Below are 16,677 nucleotides of genomic sequence, written 5' to 3' on the forward strand. Positions count from 1 at the left end.
ATCCCCCTGAAACGCAATCGCTACATGACGCGCAAGAGTGAATCTTCTCTTGTCAGTACATGCAGTGCCAGTCCCGCGGCTTTTGCGCGGTCTATGGCGAGGGTTGTCGGCGCGGAGATGGTGGCGAGCGCGCGGCCGCCCGCGACGACGGTTTTCTCGACAAGCTCGTAGCTGCACCGGGCGGTGAGCAGGAAGAATCCGTCGCTCGCCGCGATGCCCGCGATAGCGAGCGCACCGATCAGCTTGTCGAGCGCGTTGTGGCGGCCGACGTCCTCGCGGGCGGCGAGGATGGTGCCGGTGCTGTCGCAGAAGGCGGCGGCGTGGACGGCGGCGGTGCGGCGGCCGAGCAGCTGGTGGTCGCGCAGTGCACCGAGCGCGGCGAATATCACCTGCGGGTCTATCGCGAGTGGCGCGGCGATGCGCGGCAAGGGGCGGGCGATCTGTTCGAGATTTTCGATACCGCAAAGGCCGCAGCTGCTCTCCGAAACGCGACGGCGCGCGCGTTCCATCACGGGTTCGGCGACCTCGGCGGGAAGCTGAATGCGGACGATCCAGCCTTTGTCTGTTTCCGCGATGTCGATGCCGCCGACTTCGTTTGCTTGCTTCACGAGCCGTTCGGTGATCGCGAAGCCGGTGACGAAATCGGCAAGGTCCGTGGGGGTCGCCATCATCACCGCATAGGCGATGCCGTTGAATTCGAGCGCGACAGGGACTTCGACTGGAATGTCGCGCGTGATTTCGGTGTCGTTGCCGGACGTGAAGATTTCCGTGAACCGCGTTTGCCGCGCGGACGTGTCAGGCATCGACGTTCGCGCGGACCTCGGCGATCGCGGCGCGCGCGATATCGGAAAGGCCGTTTCCGCCAGCGTCGAAGTGGCGGAGGATCATGTCTTTCATGCGCGGGTCCCAGAACGCGATGATGTGCTCCGCCGTCTGCCGGGCGGCGTGCTCCGGCCCTGCGGTTTCGAGGTTCCGGGCGATCTGGTTCGCCATGTAGACGAGCTTTTCCGCAGGACTCATTCTGCCGCGATTCCTTCGATCCGGCGCGCGCGTTCGCTATGGCGCGAATAATCCTCCTGCCAATCCGTCGGCCCGTTGGAGGCACTCACCTGCACCGCCGTTACCTTGTATTCGGGGCAGTTGGTGGCCCAGTCCGAATAATCGGTGGTGACGACGTTCGCCTGCGTCATCGGATGGTGGAAGGTGGTGTAGACGACGCCCGGCGCCACGCGGTCCGTCACCAGCGCGCGCAGCGTCGTCTCACCCGAGCGGCTGGCGAGCTTCACCCAGTCGCCGTCATTGAGGCCGCGATTTTCGGCGTCTGTGGGATGAATCTCGAGTAGATCTTCCGGGTGCCACGCGACGTTCGCTGTTCGCCGCGTCTGCGCGCCGACGTTGTAGTGCGAGAGGATGCGGCCGGTGGTGAGCAACAGCGGAAAGCGCGGGCCCGTGCGCTCGTCGGTCGGCACATAGTCGGTGACGACGAACTTGCCGCGCCCGCGGACGAAACCATCGATGTGCATGATGGGCGTGCCGTCCGGTGCGGCATCGTTCACCGGCCACTGCATCGAGCCTTCGGCATCAAGGCGGTCGAAGCTGACGCCCGCGAAGCTCGGCGTCAGGCGGGCGATCTCGTCCATGATTTCGGACGGGTGCGTGTAATGCCAGTCGAGGCCTAGCGCCTGCGCGAGCCGCTGCGTCACCTCCCAGTCGGAATAGCCATTGAGCGGCGACATCACCTTGCGCACCGGCTGGATGCGGCGTTCGGCGTTGGTGAACGTGCCGTCCTTTTCGAGGAAGGTGGAGCCGGGCAGGAAGATGTGCGCGTAGTTCGCGGTCTCGTTCAAAAACAGGTCGTGGACGATCACGCATTCCATCGCGGCAAGACCGGCGGCGACGTGCTTGGTGTCCGGGTCGGACTGGAGAATATCTTCGCCCTGCACGTAGAGCGCCTTGAACGTGCCGTCGACGGCGGCGTCGAGCATGTTTGGAATGCGGAGACCGGGTTCGGGATCGAGGGGGACGCCCCAGTCATCCTCGAACAGCTTGCGCGCGGCGGCGTCCGAGATGTGGCGATAGCCGGAAAGCTCGTGCGGGAAGCTTCCCATGTCGCAGGCGCCCTGCACGTTGTTCTGGCCGCGGAGGGGATTCACGCCGACGCCCGGACGGCCGATGTTGCCCGTGACCATCGCGAGGTTGGCGATGGCCATGACGGTGGAAGAGCCCTGGCTGTGTTCGGTGACGCCGAGGCCGTAATAGATCGCGGCGTTGCCCCCGGTTGCATAGAGGCGTGCGGCTGCGCGAAGTTCGGCGGGATCGACGCCGGTGACGGCGGCGAGCGTTTCGGGCGAGTGCTTCGCCTCTGATACGAACGCTGCCCAGTCCTGATACTCGTCCCAGTCGCAGCGCTCGCGGATGAAGGCTTCATTGGCGAGGCCTTCGGTGACGATGACATGCGCCATTGCTGTCATCACCGCCACGTTGGTACCGGGGCGCAGCGGCAGGTGATGTGCGGCCTCGATATGCGGCGAGCGGACGAGATCGGTACGGCGCGGATCGATGACGATCAGCTTCGCGCCCTGCCGCAAGCGGCGTTTCATGCGGCTGGCGAACACGGGATGCCCGTCGGTGGGGTTCGCGCCGATGACGAGCATGACATCGCTGTGTTCGACGCTGTCGAAATCCTGCGTGCCCGCCGATGTGCCGAACGTGGTCTTGAGGCCGTAGCCTGTCGGCGAGTGGCAGACGCGCGCGCACGTATCGACATTGTTGTTGCCGAAGCCGGCGCGGATCAGTTTTTGCACGAGGAAGGTCTCCTCGTTCGTGCAGCGCGACGAGGTGATGCCGCCGAGCGCCTTGTCGCCGTACTTCGCGGCGATGCGCTTCAGCTCGGAGGCGGCGTAAGCGAAGGCTTCGTCCCATTCGACCTCGCGCCACGGCTGGTCGATGCTGGCGCGGATCATCGGCTTCAGGATGCGGTCGGCGTGCTGCGCATAGCCCCACGCGAAGCGGCCCTTGACGCAGCTGTGGCCGCGATTGGCCTTGCCGTCCTTCCACGGCACCATGCGCACGAGCTGCTCGCCGCGCATCTCGGCGCGGAAGGTGCAGCCGACGCCGCAATAGGCGCAGGTGGTGACGACGCTGCGGTCGGGTAGGCCGATCTCCTTCACCGACTTTTCCTGAAGCGTCGCCGTGGGGCAGGCCTGCACGCAGGCGCCGCAGGAGACGCATTCGGAGCCGAGGAAGTCGTCGGAGCCAAGGCCCGCCGAGACCTTGGAGTCGAAGCCGCGCCCCTCGATGGTCAGCGCGAACGTGCCCTGCACCTCGTCGCAGGCGCGCACGCAGCGCGAGCAGGCGATGCATTTCGACGGGTCGAAATCGAAATAGGGGTTCGACGTATCGAGATCGAGCGCGAGGTGGTTCTCACCCTCATAGCCGTAGCGCACGTCGCGCAGGCCCACGGCGGCGGCCTGGTCCTGAAGCTCGCAGTCGTTGTTGGCGCTGCATGTGAGGCAGTCGAGCGGGTGATCGGAGATGTAAAGCTCCATCACGCCCCGCCGCAGCTTCTGCAGGCGTGGTGTCTCCGTGTGCACCACCATGCCGCTTGCGACAGGGGTGGTGCAGGAAGCGGGCGTGCCGCGGGCGCCGTCGATCTCGACGAGGCAGAGGCGGCAGGAGCCGAACTGCTTGAGGTTGTCGGTTGCGCACAGCTTCGGAATCGCGGTGCCGATTTCGGCGGCGGCGCGCATCACGGTGGTGCCGGCGGGCACGGTGACGCTGCGCCCGTCGATGCTGAGCGTGACGGTTTCGTCCGCGGACGAGGCGGGCGTGCCGAAATCGCTCTGGCGAACGTAGGTCATGCTGCGTTTCCTTCAGCGGCGGACTCTACCACAAAATCCTCGGGAAAGTGATTGAGCGCCGAAAGCACGGGGTAGGGCGTGAAGCCGCCGAGCGCGCAGAGCGAGCCGAACTTCATGGTTTCGCAGAGGTCGCGGAGCAGCGCGATCTCGTCAGATGCCGAGCGTGCGCGGCGCGGGGCGTTGTGGATCTGCGGCAGGGTCTCGACCGCGCCGGCCCGCCGTCCGCCCGCGACGATGCGGTCGATCGTCTCGACGCCGCGCACCGCGCCGATGCGGCAGGGCGTGCATTTTCCGCAGCTTTCCGCTGCGCAGAACTGCATGGCGAAGCGCGCCTGCCGCAGCATGTCGACGGTATCGTCGAACACCACGATGCCGCCGTGGCCGATGAGGCCGTCCGCCGCCGCGAACGCCTCGTAATCGAACGGCAGGTCGAACTGCGTGCGCGGAATGTAGGCGCCGAGCGGCCCGCCGACCTGCACGGCGCGCACCGGGCGGCCGCTTGCGGTGCCGCCGCCGATCTCGTTCACGAGGCTGCCGAGCGTGATGCCGAACGCCGTCTCGTAGAGGCCGCCATACCTGATGTTCCCGGCAAGCTGCACGGGCATGGTGCCGCGCGACCGGCCCATGCCGTACTCCGCGTAGGCCTTCGCGCCCTCGCCGAGCACGAACGGGATGGCGGCGAGCGTCAGCACGTTGTTGATGACGGTGGGGCAGCCGAACAGGCCCTCATGCGCGGGGAGCGGCGGCTTGGCGCGGACCTCGCCGCGCCTCCCTTCGAGGCTGTTGAGGAGCGAGGTTTCCTCGCCGCACACGTAGGCACCCGCGCCGGTGCGGATTTCGACCTCGAACGGTGCGATCGCGGGCGCGGCGAGCGCGGCGGCGGCCTCCATCTTGGCGATGGCGTGCGGGTATTCGCTGCGGATGTAGACGTAGGCCTTGTTCGCGCCGACGGCGAGGCCCGCGATGGCGAGCCCCTCGATCAGCATGAAGGGATCGCCCTCCATCACCATGCGGTCGGCGAAGGTGCCGCTGTCGCCCTCGTCGGCGTTGCAGACGATGAACTTGCGCGGTCCCTTGGCCTCCGCCACCGTCCGCCACTTGATGCCCGCCGGGAAGCCCGCGCCGCCGCGCCCGCGCAGGCCCGAGGCGAGCACTTCGGCGATGGTATCGTCCGGCCCGAGCGCGCGGGCGCGCTCGAGGCCCTTCCAGCCGCCGGTCGCGGCATAGTCTTCGAGGCTGAGCGGCCGCGTCTTGCCGAAGCGCGCGAAGGTGAGGCGCTGCTGGCCCTTGATGAACGGGTGGTCGGCGACGGCGCCGATGCGAAGGTCTTCCGCCCGGCCCGCGAGGATGTCGCCCACGCGGTCCGGCGTCACGAGGCCGTAGCCGATGCCGTCCACCTCGACGAGCGGTTCCAGCCAGTGCATCCCCCAGCTGGATACGCGCTGCGGCGCATGTCCCGCCTTCGTGAACGCCTCGGCGACCGCGTCTGCACCGCAGGCAAGCGCCGCCGCATCGTCGGAAATGCGTATCTGCATGGCCTAGAGCGCCTCGATCAATGTGCTGAGACGGGCAGCATCCAGCCTTGCGTGCACGTCGCCGTTCGTCATCGCGGCTGGGCCGACGGAGCAGAGGCCGAGGCAATAGACGGTTTCGATGTGCACGCGCTCACCCGCTGCTTTTTCCGCGTGCGCGGCCAGAGCGTCCACGCCGCGCGCCTGACACGCCTCGGCGCGGCAGAGCTTGAGGACGGGGCGCGGATCGGCCTTCGCCTTGTAGTCGTGGTAGAAGCTGACGACGCCGTGCACCTCGGCGCGGCTGAGGTTGAGCGCGGCGGCAATGCTGCGCACCGCGTCCTCGTCCACGCAGCCGAACGTCGCCTGCACGTCGTTCAGGATGGGCAGCAGCGCGCCCTCGCGGTGGCTGTGCGCCGCGATGATGTCGGCCAGGCGATCGTCCCTCATGCCGGGCGGTGTAGCGCCGCCGGGCCTTATGAACAATTTCAATTCGGCTTTGTCGCGCGCAGCGTCGATTGACCTGCGTCAATGACCCCCGGCGCGCGCGAGGGAAAAGTGCCAGCATGTGGAGGTATTACCCCGAACTGCTGAGCAGCGCCGTGCCGCGCTACACAAGCTATCCGACCGCTGCGGAATTCCGCCCGGTGGAGGCGGGCTTCCATGCGGAAGGCTTCAGCGGCATCGCGGCGGAAACCGCGCTCTCGCTCTATCTCCATATCCCCTATTGCGATGCGATCTGCTGGTATTGTGGCTGCAACACGGGCGCTGCAGGGCACCGCCAGCGGCTCGGCGCCTACATGCAGGCGCTGGATCGGGAGATCGGCACGGTCGCGCGGACGCTGCAGGGGCGCGGCCGCGTGCGCAGCATCGCGTTCGGCGGCGGCAGCCCGAATGCGGTGCCGCCGATCGCCTTCGTGCGCCTGCTGGAGCGGCTGACATTGGCTTTCCGCGCGCTTGATGCCGAGATGGCGATCGAGCTCGATCCGCGCAGCTACACGCCGGAATGGGAGCGGATTGTCGCGATGGCGCCGTTTCGCCGTGTCAGCCTCGGCGTGCAGACGTTCGCGCCGCACGTGCAGGCCGCGATCGGTCGCGTGCAGCCGCTGGACGAGATAAAGCGCACTGTGGACTCGCTGCGCGGTGCGGGTGTCCGTTCGCTGAACTTCGATCTGATGTACGGGCTTCCCGAACAGACCGACGACGACCTCGCCGCGACGCTGGAGGACGCCATCCGGCTGGCCCCCGATCGCATCGCGCTGTTCGGCTACGCGCATCTGCCTTCGCGCATTCCGCGCCAGCGCCGGATCGACGGCACGCATCTGCCCGGCGCCGAGGCGCGCTTCCGCATGGCGGAGCGGGGTTACGAGATGCTCGTCGCCGCCGGATACCAGCCGATCGGCTTCGATCATTTCGCGCTGCCGGACGACAGCATGGCGCGCGCGGCGGCAAACGGCCGGTTGCGGCGGAATTTTCAGGGCTTCACGGACGATGAGAGCGCGGTCCTTCTTGGCCTCGGCGCCACCGCGATCAGCAGCTTTTCCGATCGCTTCGTGCAGAACGAGAAGAACGTCGGCCGTTACCGCGGGCTCGCGGGCGACGGGAAGCTCACCGGCGCGCTCGGCGTCTGCCGCACCGACGACGACAGGCGGCGGGGCGCGATCATCGAGGCGATCCTGTGCGGCGGCTGGGCACCTTTCGAGGGGCATCCGCCCGATGCCGACACGCGCGGGCGCCTGCAGCCTTTCGTCGATCGAGGGCTTTGCAGCGTGGGCGAGAACGCGATTTCGCTGAAGGATGATGCGCTGCCCTACGCGCGGGCGATCGCTGCGTGCTTCGATGCCTACCGGCACCCAGATGCGCAGCGGTTCAGCAGCGCAATATAACCACATCGGTTCTAGAAATCGCCGATGTTTGCGGCAGATCAAAGTGATGGATCGCAGGGGGCGTATGGCCGAGGGGTCAAACACGTTGAAGGGGATTCCTGATGACCCGTATCAAGGCCGCCATGCTGATGGGCATTGCCGCAGCGGCCACAATTTCGCCGAATTTGGCTCACGCCGCGGCGGGTGATTTCCTCGTGCGCCTGCGCGGCATCGTCGTCGCGCCGAACGAGAAGAGCGGCAGCGTGCTGCCCGCGTTTCCGGGTGAGGGGGTCAGCCTCGACAATGCCGTGACGCCCGAGGTAGATTTCACCTATATGGCGACAAACAACATCGGCTTCGAATTGATCGCCGCCACGACCAAGCACACGGCGAGCGGCAAGACGGGCACGACCGGAACCATCGGCAAGCTCGCGTCCACGTGGGTGCTGCCGCCGACGCTGACGGCGCAGTATCACTTCCTGCCCGAAGGCAAGGTGCGGCCGTATGTCGGCGCGGGCGTCAACTACACGATGTTCTACAACGACAAGGCATCGAACGCGCTCGAAGGCGCCGTCGGCGAAACGCGCGTACGGCTGAAGGACAGCTTCGGCTGGGCTGTTCAGGCCGGCCTTGACATCGATCTCAACAAGAAGATGTTCCTGAACCTCGACGTCAAATACATCGACATGGATACCACCGCGCGTCTCGACACGACCGCGGCGGGAACCCAGCGCGTGAAGATCAATATCGATCCGATCGTCGTCGGCGCGGGCGTCGGCTTCCGCTTCTGATCCGCCTGACAGGTACGAAAACCCCTCCTCGGTATCATGCCGGGGAGGGGCTTTCTTTTGCGTTCAGCGCCGAGCAAGCAGCCGGTCGGCGAAGACCATGACCTGCCCCGCGACGACGAATGCGGCACCGATGGCCGCCGCGTTGATTGCGGCCTGCATCCAGCCGATCGCACCGACATCGATGAACGGATAGGCGAAGCGCCCCTCCGACAACCCGCGCGCCAGCGCATAGCCGAGATAGGCGAGTGGGTAGAGCGCCCACAGCAGCGGATCGCGCCACGACAGCGCGCCCTTGCGCGTGAACAGCAGCCAGTAGAGCGGAACGGCTACAGGTGTGAACTTGTGCAGCAGGAAGTCCGACACGGCGACAGAGCCGCCGAGCGGCCGTGTCCCTTCGAGCAGCAACGCGAAGACGACGCCGACAAGCGCAATCGCGGCGGCGATCCCGGCAAGCGTCCGCGGCTTTTGCGTGCCGCCCGCTGCGGCGGTGATTGCGCCGAACACGCCCGCGACGATCGCGTTCGTCAGGATCGTGAAATAACCCGCGAGCGACCAGACTGCGCCGGCAAGCGACTGGCCTTTGCCGAGAAGGTTCTGGAATTCGATGCCGATGCCCGTGCAGGCCGCAAGGCAGATGAGGAGAGCAAGCAGGCGCGCGAGCGGCATTCGTTCTCGCTGTCATGATGGATGCGAACGACGGTCGCATGATAGGCTGGGGCGGCGCTACGCGCTACCGGCAATCAGCGCTGCCCGAAGAGCTTTCGCTGGCACGCAGCGTGGCAGGCCTTGCGATCGCAATGCGGCGTATTCTGTGGCGCGGATGGATCGCCCTCGACGACGATGATCTTGCGGGCGCCATTGCTGCTGCAGATTTCCATCATCCGCTGCGAACCGAGCGCCGCATCGGGCGCGGCCATCGCGAACGCGGCGAGCAGCATGGGCATCAGGCCGCGCATCACTCTGCCTCCTCCTCGTCGTCATCGAGGAGCACGCGCACGGCAGCGCCGTCCAGATCCTCGAACTGACCGGAACGCACCGACCAGAAGAAGGCCGCGAGTCCGGCAAGCCCGAGCCCGAGCGCGACGGGAATGAGGACGACGAGGCCGTTCATTCCGCCGCGTTCCGAAGCCTGAGCGCATTGGCGATGACGATGACCGACGAGCCCGACATGGCGAGCGCGGCGATCAGCGGCGTCACGTGGCCCATCACGGCGAGCGGCACGGCGATGACGTTGTAGCCGATCGCGAGCGCGAAGTTCTGCCGAACCACCGCCATCGTCCGCCGCGCAGCGCGGATCGCGGCGGCGACGGGGGCGAGGCTGTCCCCGAGGAACACGGCGTCGGCGGCGTTCTGGCCGACATCGCTCGCCGAGCCGGGCGCCATAGAGACGTGGCCGGCGGCGAGTGCGGGGCCGTCGTTGAGGCCGTCGCCGACCATCAGGACCTTGTCGCCTTCCTCGGTCATCGCGCGGATGAGGCCGAGCTTGCCTGCCGGTGTCAGCGCCGCCACGGCGCCGATCCCGATCGCCGCCGCCGTGTCCGCGACGGCTTCGGTGCGGTCGCCGGAAAGGATCGAGGAATCAATGCCGAGCGCGCCGAGCTGATGGATCGTGGCGCGTGCATCGGGGCGCAGTGCGTCCTCGAAGCGGAGCAGCACGTCGGTGCCGGCCCCGATGGTGAAACGGCTCGCCATGCCGGTGTCGCCGGAGGCCGAGGGGCGGACGAGTCGTGCGTCGTGCCCGCGATAGCGGCCGGTGACGCCTTCGCCCGGCGTCTCGGTTACATCGGTGAGCACGGCGGGAACGATACCGGTTCCCTCGAAATGCCTGCGGACGGCGTCGGCGAGCGGGTGGCGGCTTGCGGAGGCGAGTGCCAGCAGCACGGGCGCATCGGCCTCGCGCACGACATCGGGGTTGACCAGCACCGGGCGGCCGAGCGTCAGCGTGCCCGTTTTGTCGAAGGCGGCGGTGGTGACTTCGGACAGGCGCTCGAGCGCGCTGCCGTCCTTCACCAGCACGCCGCGCCGCATCAGCGCGCCGGACGCGACGATCTGCGCGGCGGGCACGGCAAGGCCGAGCGCGCAGGGGCAGGTGATGATGAGCACGGCAACCGCGATGACGAGCGAATGGTGCCAGCCCGCGCCCGCGAGCATCCAGCCCGCGAAGGAGAGCGCGGCGAGCGTGTGCACGGCGGGCGCATACCAGCGGGCGGCCCGGTCCGCGACGCGCACGTAGCGCGAACGGGACTGGCCCGCGCTTTCCATCAGCCGCGCAATGTCGGCGATGGCGGTGTCGGCGCCCACGGCGCTGGCGCGCACCACGACGGGTGCGCCGAGATTGAGCGTGCCCGCAAGCACGGCGTCGCCCGTGCTGCGCGTCTGCGGCGCGCTTTCGCCCGTCAGCAGCGAGAGGTCGAATGCGCTGGTGCCGTCTTCGATGATGCCGTCCGCGGCGAGGCGCTCACCCGCGGCGACGTGCATCCGCATCCCGGGCGCGAGCGCCCGCGCCTCGCACCAGCGATGGCGGCCGTCCTCGCCGATCACATAGGCGCCGGGCGCCGTCTGCCGGAGAAGCTGCGTGACGCCGCCGCGTGCGCGGTCGCGCATCACGCTGTCGAGCCAGCGGCCGGTGAGCAGGAAGAACAGCAGCATCACCGCGCCGTCGAAATAGGCGTGGGGGCCGCTGATCGCGGTTTCGAACAGGCTGAGCCCGGTGGCGAGCAGCACGCCGATCGAGATCGGCACGTCCATGTTGGTGCGCCCGCGCCGAAGTGCGCCGAGTGCGGAGCGGAAGAAGGGCCGGCCCGAATAGGCGATCGTGGGGATCGCGATCAGCGCAGACAGCCAGTGGAACATGTCGCGCGTCGCCCCTTCGGCGCCCGACCACACGGAAACCGACAGCAGCATGATGTTCATCGCCGCGAACCCGGCGACCGCCATCGCGCGCAGCAACATGCGGCTTTCGCTGTCTCCGGTTTCCACGAGATCGTTGGGCAGCGGCTCAGCATCGAAGCCGACCTTGCCGATCACGGCTTTGAGCGCCGGTTCGTCGAACGCCGGATCATGCGTGAGCGTGACGCGCTTCGCGCCGAAATTGACGCGTGCCGCGGCAATGCCCTCGACGCCTGAAAGCCCCTTCTCCAGCTTGGAGATGCAGCCCGCGCAGCGCATACCCGGCACGGCGAAGACCGAGGTCTTCATCGGCATCGCTGCACCGGCGGCCGGAACGGGCGTTTCGTGCTTCATGAAAGGCTGGCGATCCGGCGCAGCACGGCGCCGTCACGAGCGGCTTCCATGTGGATGTTCCAGCGCCCGGCGGGGAGCGGCTGCGCCGCGCGGAACTGCCCGGGGGCCACTTCCGTAAAGGTGAGCGCGATATCGGGCGCGCGGCCCACGGGGTGTTTCGCGGTTGCGGTGACGACAGCGCCGGCAAGCGGGGTCTCGCCGGCGGCGGCCGCGATTATCGGATGACGGTCTTCAGCCATCGTCAGCCCCAGCGACCAGCCGAGCTTTTCCTGTGCGCGGGCTTCTTCCAGCCAGCCGTTGAACTTCTGGCTGGCGACATAGGAATTGTCGACGACCGTGCCCCCGAACGTGCCCGTTGCGAACATCGCCATCGTCACGTTCACGGCGATCACCGTGCCGAAGAAGGCGATCATGATCAGCCACATGTGGCGGCCGGTGAAGCGTCTGACGGGGCGATCATTCATTGTGCGGCCTCCCGGTCGAAGAACACCTGCGTCTTGTCCTCGCCGCCCTTGGCGTCAAGGCCGCGGACGGTGAACACGATGTCCTTGCGCGGCTCGCCCGCGGCGGGCGCGGCGACGAAGATGCGGGTCTTCGCGACAGCATCGGCGGGCGTCGCAACCGTCACCGTGCGGCTGCCGGTATCGCGTGTGCCTTCCGCCGTCCACATGATCGCGTCCGGCAGGCCTTCAAGGCCGATCTCGACCTCGCGCGGCCGGTTTTCCATGTTGCGGACCTTGACCGTATAGGCATTGCGGATGTGCCCGTCGGAGAGGCGCACGAACAGCGGGTTGCGATCCTGCTGCGCGCTGATGTCGATGCGCGTGCGCTGGCCGAGCACGAACAGCATGGCAAGGCCGATGCTGCCCCACAGCATGAAATAGGCGATCGTGCGCGGGCGAAGCAGCGTGCGGATCACGGGTTTCGGCGGCTTGCCCGCCTTCTCCAGATCGGCGCTTTCCTCGGTGACGTAGTCGATGAGGCCTCGGGGCCGTCCGATCTGCGTCATCACCTTGTCGCACGCGTCGATGCAGAGCGCGCAGGTGATGCAGCCGATCTGCGGCCCTTCGCGGATGTCGATACCGGTGGGACACACGGAGACGCACTGTTCGCAATCGATGCAATCGCCGATCTTGTCGAAATCGGCGATCTCGGCCTGCGCCTTCTTGATGCCGTGCGTGCGCGGTTCGCCGCGCCAGTCCTTGTAGGTGACGGTGAGCGATTTCTCGTCCATCAGCGCGGTCTGGATACGCGGCCACGGGCACATGTAGATGCACACCTGCTCGCGCATGAAGCCGCCGAAAATGAAGGTGGTGGCGGTGAGGACGCCGATGGTCGCATAGGCGACGTATGGCGCATCGCCGGTGAACAGGTCGCGCAGCAGTGTTGGCGCATCGGCGAAATAGAAAATCCACGCGCCGCCGGTCGCCATCGCGATCGCCAGCCAGATCGCATATTTCGCGGTGCGCTTGCCGAGCTTGGTCGCGCCCATCGGCGCCTTCTTCAGGCGGATCTGTGCATTGCGGTCGCCATCGATGAAGCGCTCGACGTGGAGGAAAAGATCGGTCCACACCGTCTGCGGACAGGCATAGCCGCACCACGCGCGGCCGACCGTGGACGTGACGAGGAACAGGCCGATGCCGGCCATGATGAGCAGGCCCGCGACGTAGTAGAATTCGTGCGGCCAGATCTCGATCGAGAACATGTAGAAACGGCGGTGCGCGAGATCGACGAGCACGGCCTGATCGGGGGCGTAGGGCCCGCGATCCCAGCGCAGCCACGGCGTCACGTAGTAGATCGTGAGCGTGATCGCCATGATCGCCCATTTGAGGCGCCGGAAGGTGCCGTCGACCGCCTTGGGGTAGACGCCCTTCCGAGCCTCGTAGAGCGAAGGCTTGAGGCTCTTCAGGTCTTCAGGGTGCGACATTTTCCGCTCCGCCCGCGGCCGGCGCGGGCTCTGCCGCCGCAACCACGGTGGCCTCGCCGCCGCCCAGCGAATGCACGTAGGTGGCGAGCATCTTCACGGTTGCCGGGTCGAGGCGATTGCCCCAGCGCGGCATCACGCCCTGACGGCTGTTGGTGACGGTCGCGATGAGCGTGTCGCGGTCGCCGCCATAGAGCCAGATCGCGTCGGTGAGGTCGGGCGCGCCCTGCACGCGGTCACCCTTGCCTTCGGCGCCGTGGCAGCTCACGCAGTTTTCGGCGTAGATTTGCGCACCGCGCGCGGTCGCGTTCGATGCCTTGCCCTCCCCGGAGAGGAGTTGCACGTAGCTGACGACGTTGCTGATCTGCGCGGGCGTCAGGATGCCGTCGCGGCCGAACGCGGGCATCATCGACAGCCGCGTCTCGTCGTGGTCCGGATTCCGGATGCCGTGCTCGATCGTGTAGTGGATGGCGTTGATGTCGCCGCCCCACAGCCAGTCGTCGTCGTTGAGGTTCGGGTAGCCCTTGCCGCCTGCCGCGCCGGAGCCGTGGCACTGCACGCAATAGACCTTGAAGGTCGATTGCCCGCCCGCGACGGCCGCCCGCAGCAGTTCGGGATCGTTCGGGATGTTTTCCACCGGCGTGCGGCCGATCGCCTCGCGGATCGGCAGCAGCTTGGCGTCGGCGGCGGCGAGCTCCTTGTTGAGCTCACCGTGGCTCGACCAGCCGAGCACGCCCGCCGTGGCGCGCTCCACAAGCGGCCATGCCGGGAACAGGATCGTGTAGATCAGCGCCCACACGATCGTGATGTAGAAGGTCCACAGCCACCAGCGGGGAAGCGGGGTATCGAGTTCCTCGATGCCGTCCCATTCGTGGCCGACGGTTTCGGTGCCGGTCGGCTCGTCGATGCGCTTGTTGTCAGACATTGTGGTCGTCCTGATCGAAAATCATGTTGGCGGCGCGCTTGTGATTGTCCCGCGCCTTCGGGCGGAAGGTCCAGCCGACGAGGACCAGGAACGTCACGCCCATGAAGACGAGGCCCCAGCTGTCCGCGAGGTGGCGGAGCGTGTCGTAATTCATCGCGGCTGCTCCTGCGGCGCGGCGGCCTGGAAGTCGACCAGCGTGCCGAGCATCTGCAGATAGGCGACAAGCGCGTCCATCTCGGTGATCTGCTTGGGATTGCCGTCGAAATCGCGGACCTGCGCCTTGGGGTAGCGCTTGCTGAAGGCTTCGAGATCGCCGAACTCGTCCGTCTGGAGCTTGAGATCGTCGTTCGCGGCCTTGATCGCCTCTTCGCTGTAGGGAACGCCGACACGGCTGAGCGCAGTGAGGTGCTTCGTCATGTCGCCGGCCTTCAGCGGGCGCTCCTTCAGGAACGCGTAGGGCGGCATGATCGATTCCGGCACCACCGAGCGCGGATCGACGAGGTGCTGCACGTGCCACTCGTCCGAATAGCGTCCGCCGACGCGCGCGAGGTCCGGCCCCGTGCGCTTGGAGCCCCACTGGAACGGGTGGTCGTACATGCTTTCCGCCGCGAGGCTGTAGTGGCCGTAGCGCTCCACCTCGTCGCGGAACGGGCGCACCATCTGGCTGTGGCAGTTGTAGCAGCCCTCGCGGATGTAGATGTTGCGGCCCGCAAGCTCGAGCGGCGTGTAGGGACGCACGCCCTCCACCTTCTCGATCGTGGAGTCGATCCAGAAGAGCGGTGCGATCTCCACGATGCCGCCGATGGCGACGACGATGAGCGCGCCGACGCCGAGCAGGGTGACGTTCTTTTCGAGGCGTTTGTGATCGAAGAAACGGGATGCCATTGCGCGCGTCCTTACTCTGCGGGCTGCGGGGCGAGCGGACGGTCCGCCGCGGCGTCATACGGGGTTTCGGTCATCGGCTTCTCCTCGCGGAGCTTGCCGGCGATGGTCAGCCAGACGTTCCAGACCATGACCAGCGAACCGGCGAGGTAGAGGATGCCGCCGGCGGCGCGGATCAGGTACATCGGCAGCATTGCCGCGGTGACCTCGGAGAAGGCGTACACGAGGTAACCGTCGTCACCGTATTCGCGCCACATCAGGCCCTGCATGATGCCGGCGACCCACATCGACGAGGCGTAGAGCACGATGCCCACGGTCGCGAGCCAGAAGTGCCAGTTGACCATGCGCAGCGAATAGAGCCGCTGGCGGTTCCACAGGCGCGGCGTCAGGTAGTAGATCGCCGCGAAGGTGATCATGCCGTTCCAGCCGAGCGCGCCGGAGTGGACGTGGCCGATGGTCCAGTCTGTGTAGTGCGACAGGCTGTTCACCGCCTTGATGGACAGCATCGGGCCTTCGAAGGTGCTCATGCCGTAGAAGGCGAGCGCCATCACCATCATGCGGATGATCGGGTCAGTGCGGATCTTGTCCCAGGCGCCGTTCAGCGTCATCAGGCCGTTGATCATGCCGCCCCAGCTCGGCATCCACAGCATGATCGAGAAGACCATGCCCAGCGTCTGCGCCCAGTCGGGCAGCGCCGTGTAATGGAGGTGGTGCGGACCCGCCCAGATGTAGAGGAAAATGAGCGACCAGAAGTGGATGATGGAAAGCCGGTAGGAATAGACCGGCCGTTCCGCCTGCTTCGGCACGAAGTAGTACATCATCGCGAGGAAGCCGGCAGTGAGGAAGAAGCCCACCGCGTTGTGGCCGTACCACCACTGGGTGAGCGCATCCTGCACGCCCGCGAAGGCGCTGTAGCTCTTGGAACCGAACAGGCTGACCGGCATCGACAGATTGTTTACGATGTGCAGCATCGCGATGGTGATGATGAAGGCGAGGTAGAACCAGTTCGCCACGTAGATGTGCGGTTCGCGGCGCTTCAGGATCGTGCCGACGAACACCGCGAGATAGGCGACCCAGACGATCGTGAGCCACAGGTCGACGTACCATTCCGGCTCGGCGTACTCGCGCGCCTCGGTGATGCCGAGCACGTAGCCGGTGGCGGCGAGCACAATGAAGAGCTGGTAGCCCCAGAACACGAAGCGGGCGAGGCCGGGCAGCGCCAGCCGGGCGCGGCAGGTACGCTGCACGACGTAGAAGCTCGTCGCGATCAGGGCGTTGCCGCCGAACGCGAAGATCACCGCCGATGTGTGCAGCGGCCGCAACCGGCCGAACGTGGTGTATTCAAAACCGAGATTGAGGACCGGGAAGGCGAGCTGGAGCGCGATGTAGAGGCCGGCGAGGAAGCCGACCACGCCCCAGAATACCGTCGCGATCACACCCCAGCGGATGGGATCGTCGTCGTACCGGCCGGTGTCGACCGGTGTCTTCAGGATACCGCGCGCGGCGGACGCATAGTCCGCACCCGACAGCGTCGCCGCGAGCGCAAGCAGGGCCGCCGCCGCGACGATCGCCATGTGGATCGCAAATCCCTGATCGGCCGAAAGTGCGATCGCGATGATCGCGACAAGCGCTGCACCCAGCCAGCCGAAGGCCTTGAAAGTAAGTGATTCCATAAC

At 66.9% G+C, this 16,677-nt stretch carries 17 protein-coding genes; 2 read left to right on the top strand and 15 right to left on the bottom strand.

The window, feature by feature from the left end; all coding sequences use genetic code 11:
- Nucleotides 1-20: 20 nt before the first annotated feature.
- From fdhD to ACFQ00_RS16315, 5 genes are read right to left on the bottom strand one after another with little or no spacing between them, the layout of a single operon-like run.
- Nucleotides 21-803 carry a formate dehydrogenase accessory sulfurtransferase FdhD gene (fdhD, locus tag ACFQ00_RS16295; RefSeq protein WP_381493193.1) on the bottom strand — a complete coding sequence of 261 codons (783 nt, stop codon included), beginning with the start codon at nt 801-803 and terminating at the stop codon, nt 21-23.
- The gene (locus ACFQ00_RS16300) at nt 796-1,020 is read right to left on the bottom strand and encodes a formate dehydrogenase subunit delta (RefSeq protein ID WP_381493196.1); all 225 of its coding nucleotides are present in this window, start codon (nt 1,018-1,020) and stop codon (nt 796-798) included. Before ACFQ00_RS16300 ends, fdhD begins: the two co-directional genes overlap by 8 nt.
- Nucleotides 1,017-3,860, bottom strand: coding sequence for a formate dehydrogenase subunit alpha (gene fdhF / locus ACFQ00_RS16305; RefSeq protein ID WP_381493199.1), 2,844 nt, complete (start codon nt 3,858-3,860; stop codon nt 1,017-1,019). Before fdhF ends, ACFQ00_RS16300 begins: the two co-directional genes overlap by 4 nt.
- The gene (locus ACFQ00_RS16310) at nt 3,857-5,395 is read right to left on the bottom strand and encodes an NADH-ubiquinone oxidoreductase-F iron-sulfur binding region domain-containing protein (protein WP_381493202.1); all 1,539 of its coding nucleotides are present in this window, start codon (nt 5,393-5,395) and stop codon (nt 3,857-3,859) included. Before ACFQ00_RS16310 ends, fdhF begins: the two co-directional genes overlap by 4 nt.
- Before the next feature lie 3 nt (nt 5,396-5,398).
- Nucleotides 5,399-5,821, bottom strand: coding sequence for an NAD(P)H-dependent oxidoreductase subunit E (locus tag ACFQ00_RS16315; protein ID WP_381493205.1), 423 nt, complete (start codon nt 5,819-5,821; stop codon nt 5,399-5,401).
- Between the two features lie 116 nt (nt 5,822-5,937).
- Between ACFQ00_RS16315 and ACFQ00_RS16320 the strand changes: the two genes are divergently transcribed.
- Together ACFQ00_RS16320 and ACFQ00_RS16325 are read left to right on the top strand one after the other, a co-directional pair.
- Nucleotides 5,938-7,257, top strand: coding sequence for a radical SAM protein (locus tag ACFQ00_RS16320; RefSeq protein WP_381493208.1), 1,320 nt, complete (start codon nt 5,938-5,940; stop codon nt 7,255-7,257).
- Between the two features lie 101 nt (nt 7,258-7,358).
- Entirely contained in the window at nt 7,359-8,027 is a 669-nt protein-coding gene (locus ACFQ00_RS16325) for an OmpW/AlkL family protein (protein WP_381493211.1), read from the top strand.
- Between the two features lie 63 nt (nt 8,028-8,090).
- On the opposite strand, the gene ACFQ00_RS16330 is transcribed toward ACFQ00_RS16325, so the two are convergent.
- From ACFQ00_RS16330 to ccoN, 10 genes are all read right to left on the bottom strand, one after another.
- Complete coding sequence (locus tag ACFQ00_RS16330) at nt 8,091-8,693, bottom strand: Pr6Pr family membrane protein (RefSeq protein WP_381493215.1); 603 nt, start codon at nt 8,691-8,693, stop codon at nt 8,091-8,093.
- A gap of 74 nt (nt 8,694-8,767) precedes the next feature.
- On the bottom strand, nt 8,768-8,983 hold the full coding sequence (locus tag ACFQ00_RS16335; RefSeq protein WP_381493218.1) for a hypothetical protein: 216 nt from the start codon (nt 8,981-8,983) through the stop codon (nt 8,768-8,770).
- Nucleotides 8,983-9,138, bottom strand: a complete 156-nt coding sequence (gene ccoS / locus ACFQ00_RS16340) for a cbb3-type cytochrome oxidase assembly protein CcoS (protein WP_381493221.1) — start codon at nt 9,136-9,138, stop codon at nt 8,983-8,985. The genes ACFQ00_RS16335 and ccoS overlap by 1 nt, the downstream gene beginning before the upstream one ends.
- A complete protein-coding gene (locus ACFQ00_RS16345; protein ID WP_381493224.1) occupies nt 9,135-11,270 on the bottom strand; it encodes a heavy metal translocating P-type ATPase in 2,136 nt (711 codons plus the stop codon). The genes ccoS and ACFQ00_RS16345 overlap by 4 nt, the downstream gene beginning before the upstream one ends.
- Nucleotides 11,267-11,734 carry a FixH family protein gene (locus tag ACFQ00_RS16350; protein ID WP_381493227.1) on the bottom strand — a complete coding sequence of 156 codons (468 nt, stop codon included), beginning with the start codon at nt 11,732-11,734 and terminating at the stop codon, nt 11,267-11,269. The genes ACFQ00_RS16345 and ACFQ00_RS16350 overlap by 4 nt, the downstream gene beginning before the upstream one ends.
- Nucleotides 11,731-13,197: a cytochrome c oxidase accessory protein CcoG gene (ccoG, locus tag ACFQ00_RS16355; protein WP_381493231.1), complete on the bottom strand. Its 1,467-nt coding sequence runs from the start codon at nt 13,195-13,197 to the stop codon at nt 11,731-11,733. Before ccoG ends, ACFQ00_RS16350 begins: the two co-directional genes overlap by 4 nt.
- Nucleotides 13,184-14,119, bottom strand: coding sequence for a cytochrome-c oxidase, cbb3-type subunit III (gene ccoP / locus ACFQ00_RS16360; RefSeq protein ID WP_381493234.1), 936 nt, complete (start codon nt 14,117-14,119; stop codon nt 13,184-13,186). Before ccoP ends, ccoG begins: the two co-directional genes overlap by 14 nt.
- Complete coding sequence (locus ACFQ00_RS16365) at nt 14,112-14,273, bottom strand: cbb3-type cytochrome oxidase subunit 3 (protein WP_381493236.1); 162 nt, start codon at nt 14,271-14,273, stop codon at nt 14,112-14,114. Before ACFQ00_RS16365 ends, ccoP begins: the two co-directional genes overlap by 8 nt.
- The gene (ccoO, locus tag ACFQ00_RS16370; RefSeq protein WP_381493239.1) at nt 14,270-15,004 is read right to left on the bottom strand and encodes a cytochrome-c oxidase, cbb3-type subunit II; all 735 of its coding nucleotides are present in this window, start codon (nt 15,002-15,004) and stop codon (nt 14,270-14,272) included. The genes ACFQ00_RS16365 and ccoO overlap by 4 nt, the downstream gene beginning before the upstream one ends.
- 11 nt (nt 15,005-15,015) lie before the next feature.
- On the bottom strand, nt 15,016-16,674 hold the full coding sequence (gene ccoN, locus ACFQ00_RS16375) for a cytochrome-c oxidase, cbb3-type subunit I (protein WP_381493242.1): 1,659 nt from the start codon (nt 16,672-16,674) through the stop codon (nt 15,016-15,018).
- Nucleotides 16,675-16,677 lie beyond the last annotated feature (3 nt).

Source organism: Sphingosinicella xenopeptidilytica, assembly GCF_042676985.1.
GTDB lineage: Bacteria > Pseudomonadota > Alphaproteobacteria > Sphingomonadales > Sphingomonadaceae > Sphingosinicella > Sphingosinicella xenopeptidilytica.

Coding starts and splice junctions, on each gene's coding strand:
- ccoN (WP_381493242.1), bottom strand. CDS start 16,674: ATGGAATCACTTACTTTCAAGGCCTTCGGCTGGCTGGGTGCAGCGCTT.
- ACFQ00_RS16320 (WP_381493208.1), top strand. CDS start 5,938: ATGTGGAGGTATTACCCCGAACTGCTGAGCAGCGCCGTGCCGCGCTAC.
- ACFQ00_RS16350 (WP_381493227.1), bottom strand. CDS start 11,734: ATGAATGATCGCCCCGTCAGACGCTTCACCGGCCGCCACATGTGGCTG.
- ACFQ00_RS16325 (WP_381493211.1), top strand. CDS start 7,359: ATGACCCGTATCAAGGCCGCCATGCTGATGGGCATTGCCGCAGCGGCC.
- ACFQ00_RS16315 (WP_381493205.1), bottom strand. CDS start 5,821: ATGAGGGACGATCGCCTGGCCGACATCATCGCGGCGCACAGCCACCGC.
- ccoS (WP_381493221.1), bottom strand. CDS start 9,138: ATGAACGGCCTCGTCGTCCTCATTCCCGTCGCGCTCGGGCTCGGGCTT.
- ccoO (WP_381493239.1), bottom strand. CDS start 15,004: ATGGCATCCCGTTTCTTCGATCACAAACGCCTCGAAAAGAACGTCACC.
- ACFQ00_RS16365 (WP_381493236.1), bottom strand. CDS start 14,273: ATGAATTACGACACGCTCCGCCACCTCGCGGACAGCTGGGGCCTCGTC.
- ACFQ00_RS16300 (WP_381493196.1), bottom strand. CDS start 1,020: ATGAGTCCTGCGGAAAAGCTCGTCTACATGGCGAACCAGATCGCCCGG.
- ACFQ00_RS16310 (WP_381493202.1), bottom strand. CDS start 5,395: ATGCAGATACGCATTTCCGACGATGCGGCGGCGCTTGCCTGCGGTGCA.
- ACFQ00_RS16330 (WP_381493215.1), bottom strand. CDS start 8,693: ATGCCGCTCGCGCGCCTGCTTGCTCTCCTCATCTGCCTTGCGGCCTGC.
- fdhF (WP_381493199.1), bottom strand. CDS start 3,860: ATGACCTACGTTCGCCAGAGCGATTTCGGCACGCCCGCCTCGTCCGCG.
- ccoP (WP_381493234.1), bottom strand. CDS start 14,119: ATGTCTGACAACAAGCGCATCGACGAGCCGACCGGCACCGAAACCGTC.
- ACFQ00_RS16335 (WP_381493218.1), bottom strand. CDS start 8,983: ATGCGCGGCCTGATGCCCATGCTGCTCGCCGCGTTCGCGATGGCCGCG.
- fdhD (WP_381493193.1), bottom strand. CDS start 803: ATGCCTGACACGTCCGCGCGGCAAACGCGGTTCACGGAAATCTTCACG.
- ccoG (WP_381493231.1), bottom strand. CDS start 13,197: ATGTCGCACCCTGAAGACCTGAAGAGCCTCAAGCCTTCGCTCTACGAG.
- ACFQ00_RS16345 (WP_381493224.1), bottom strand. CDS start 11,270: ATGAAGCACGAAACGCCCGTTCCGGCCGCCGGTGCAGCGATGCCGATG.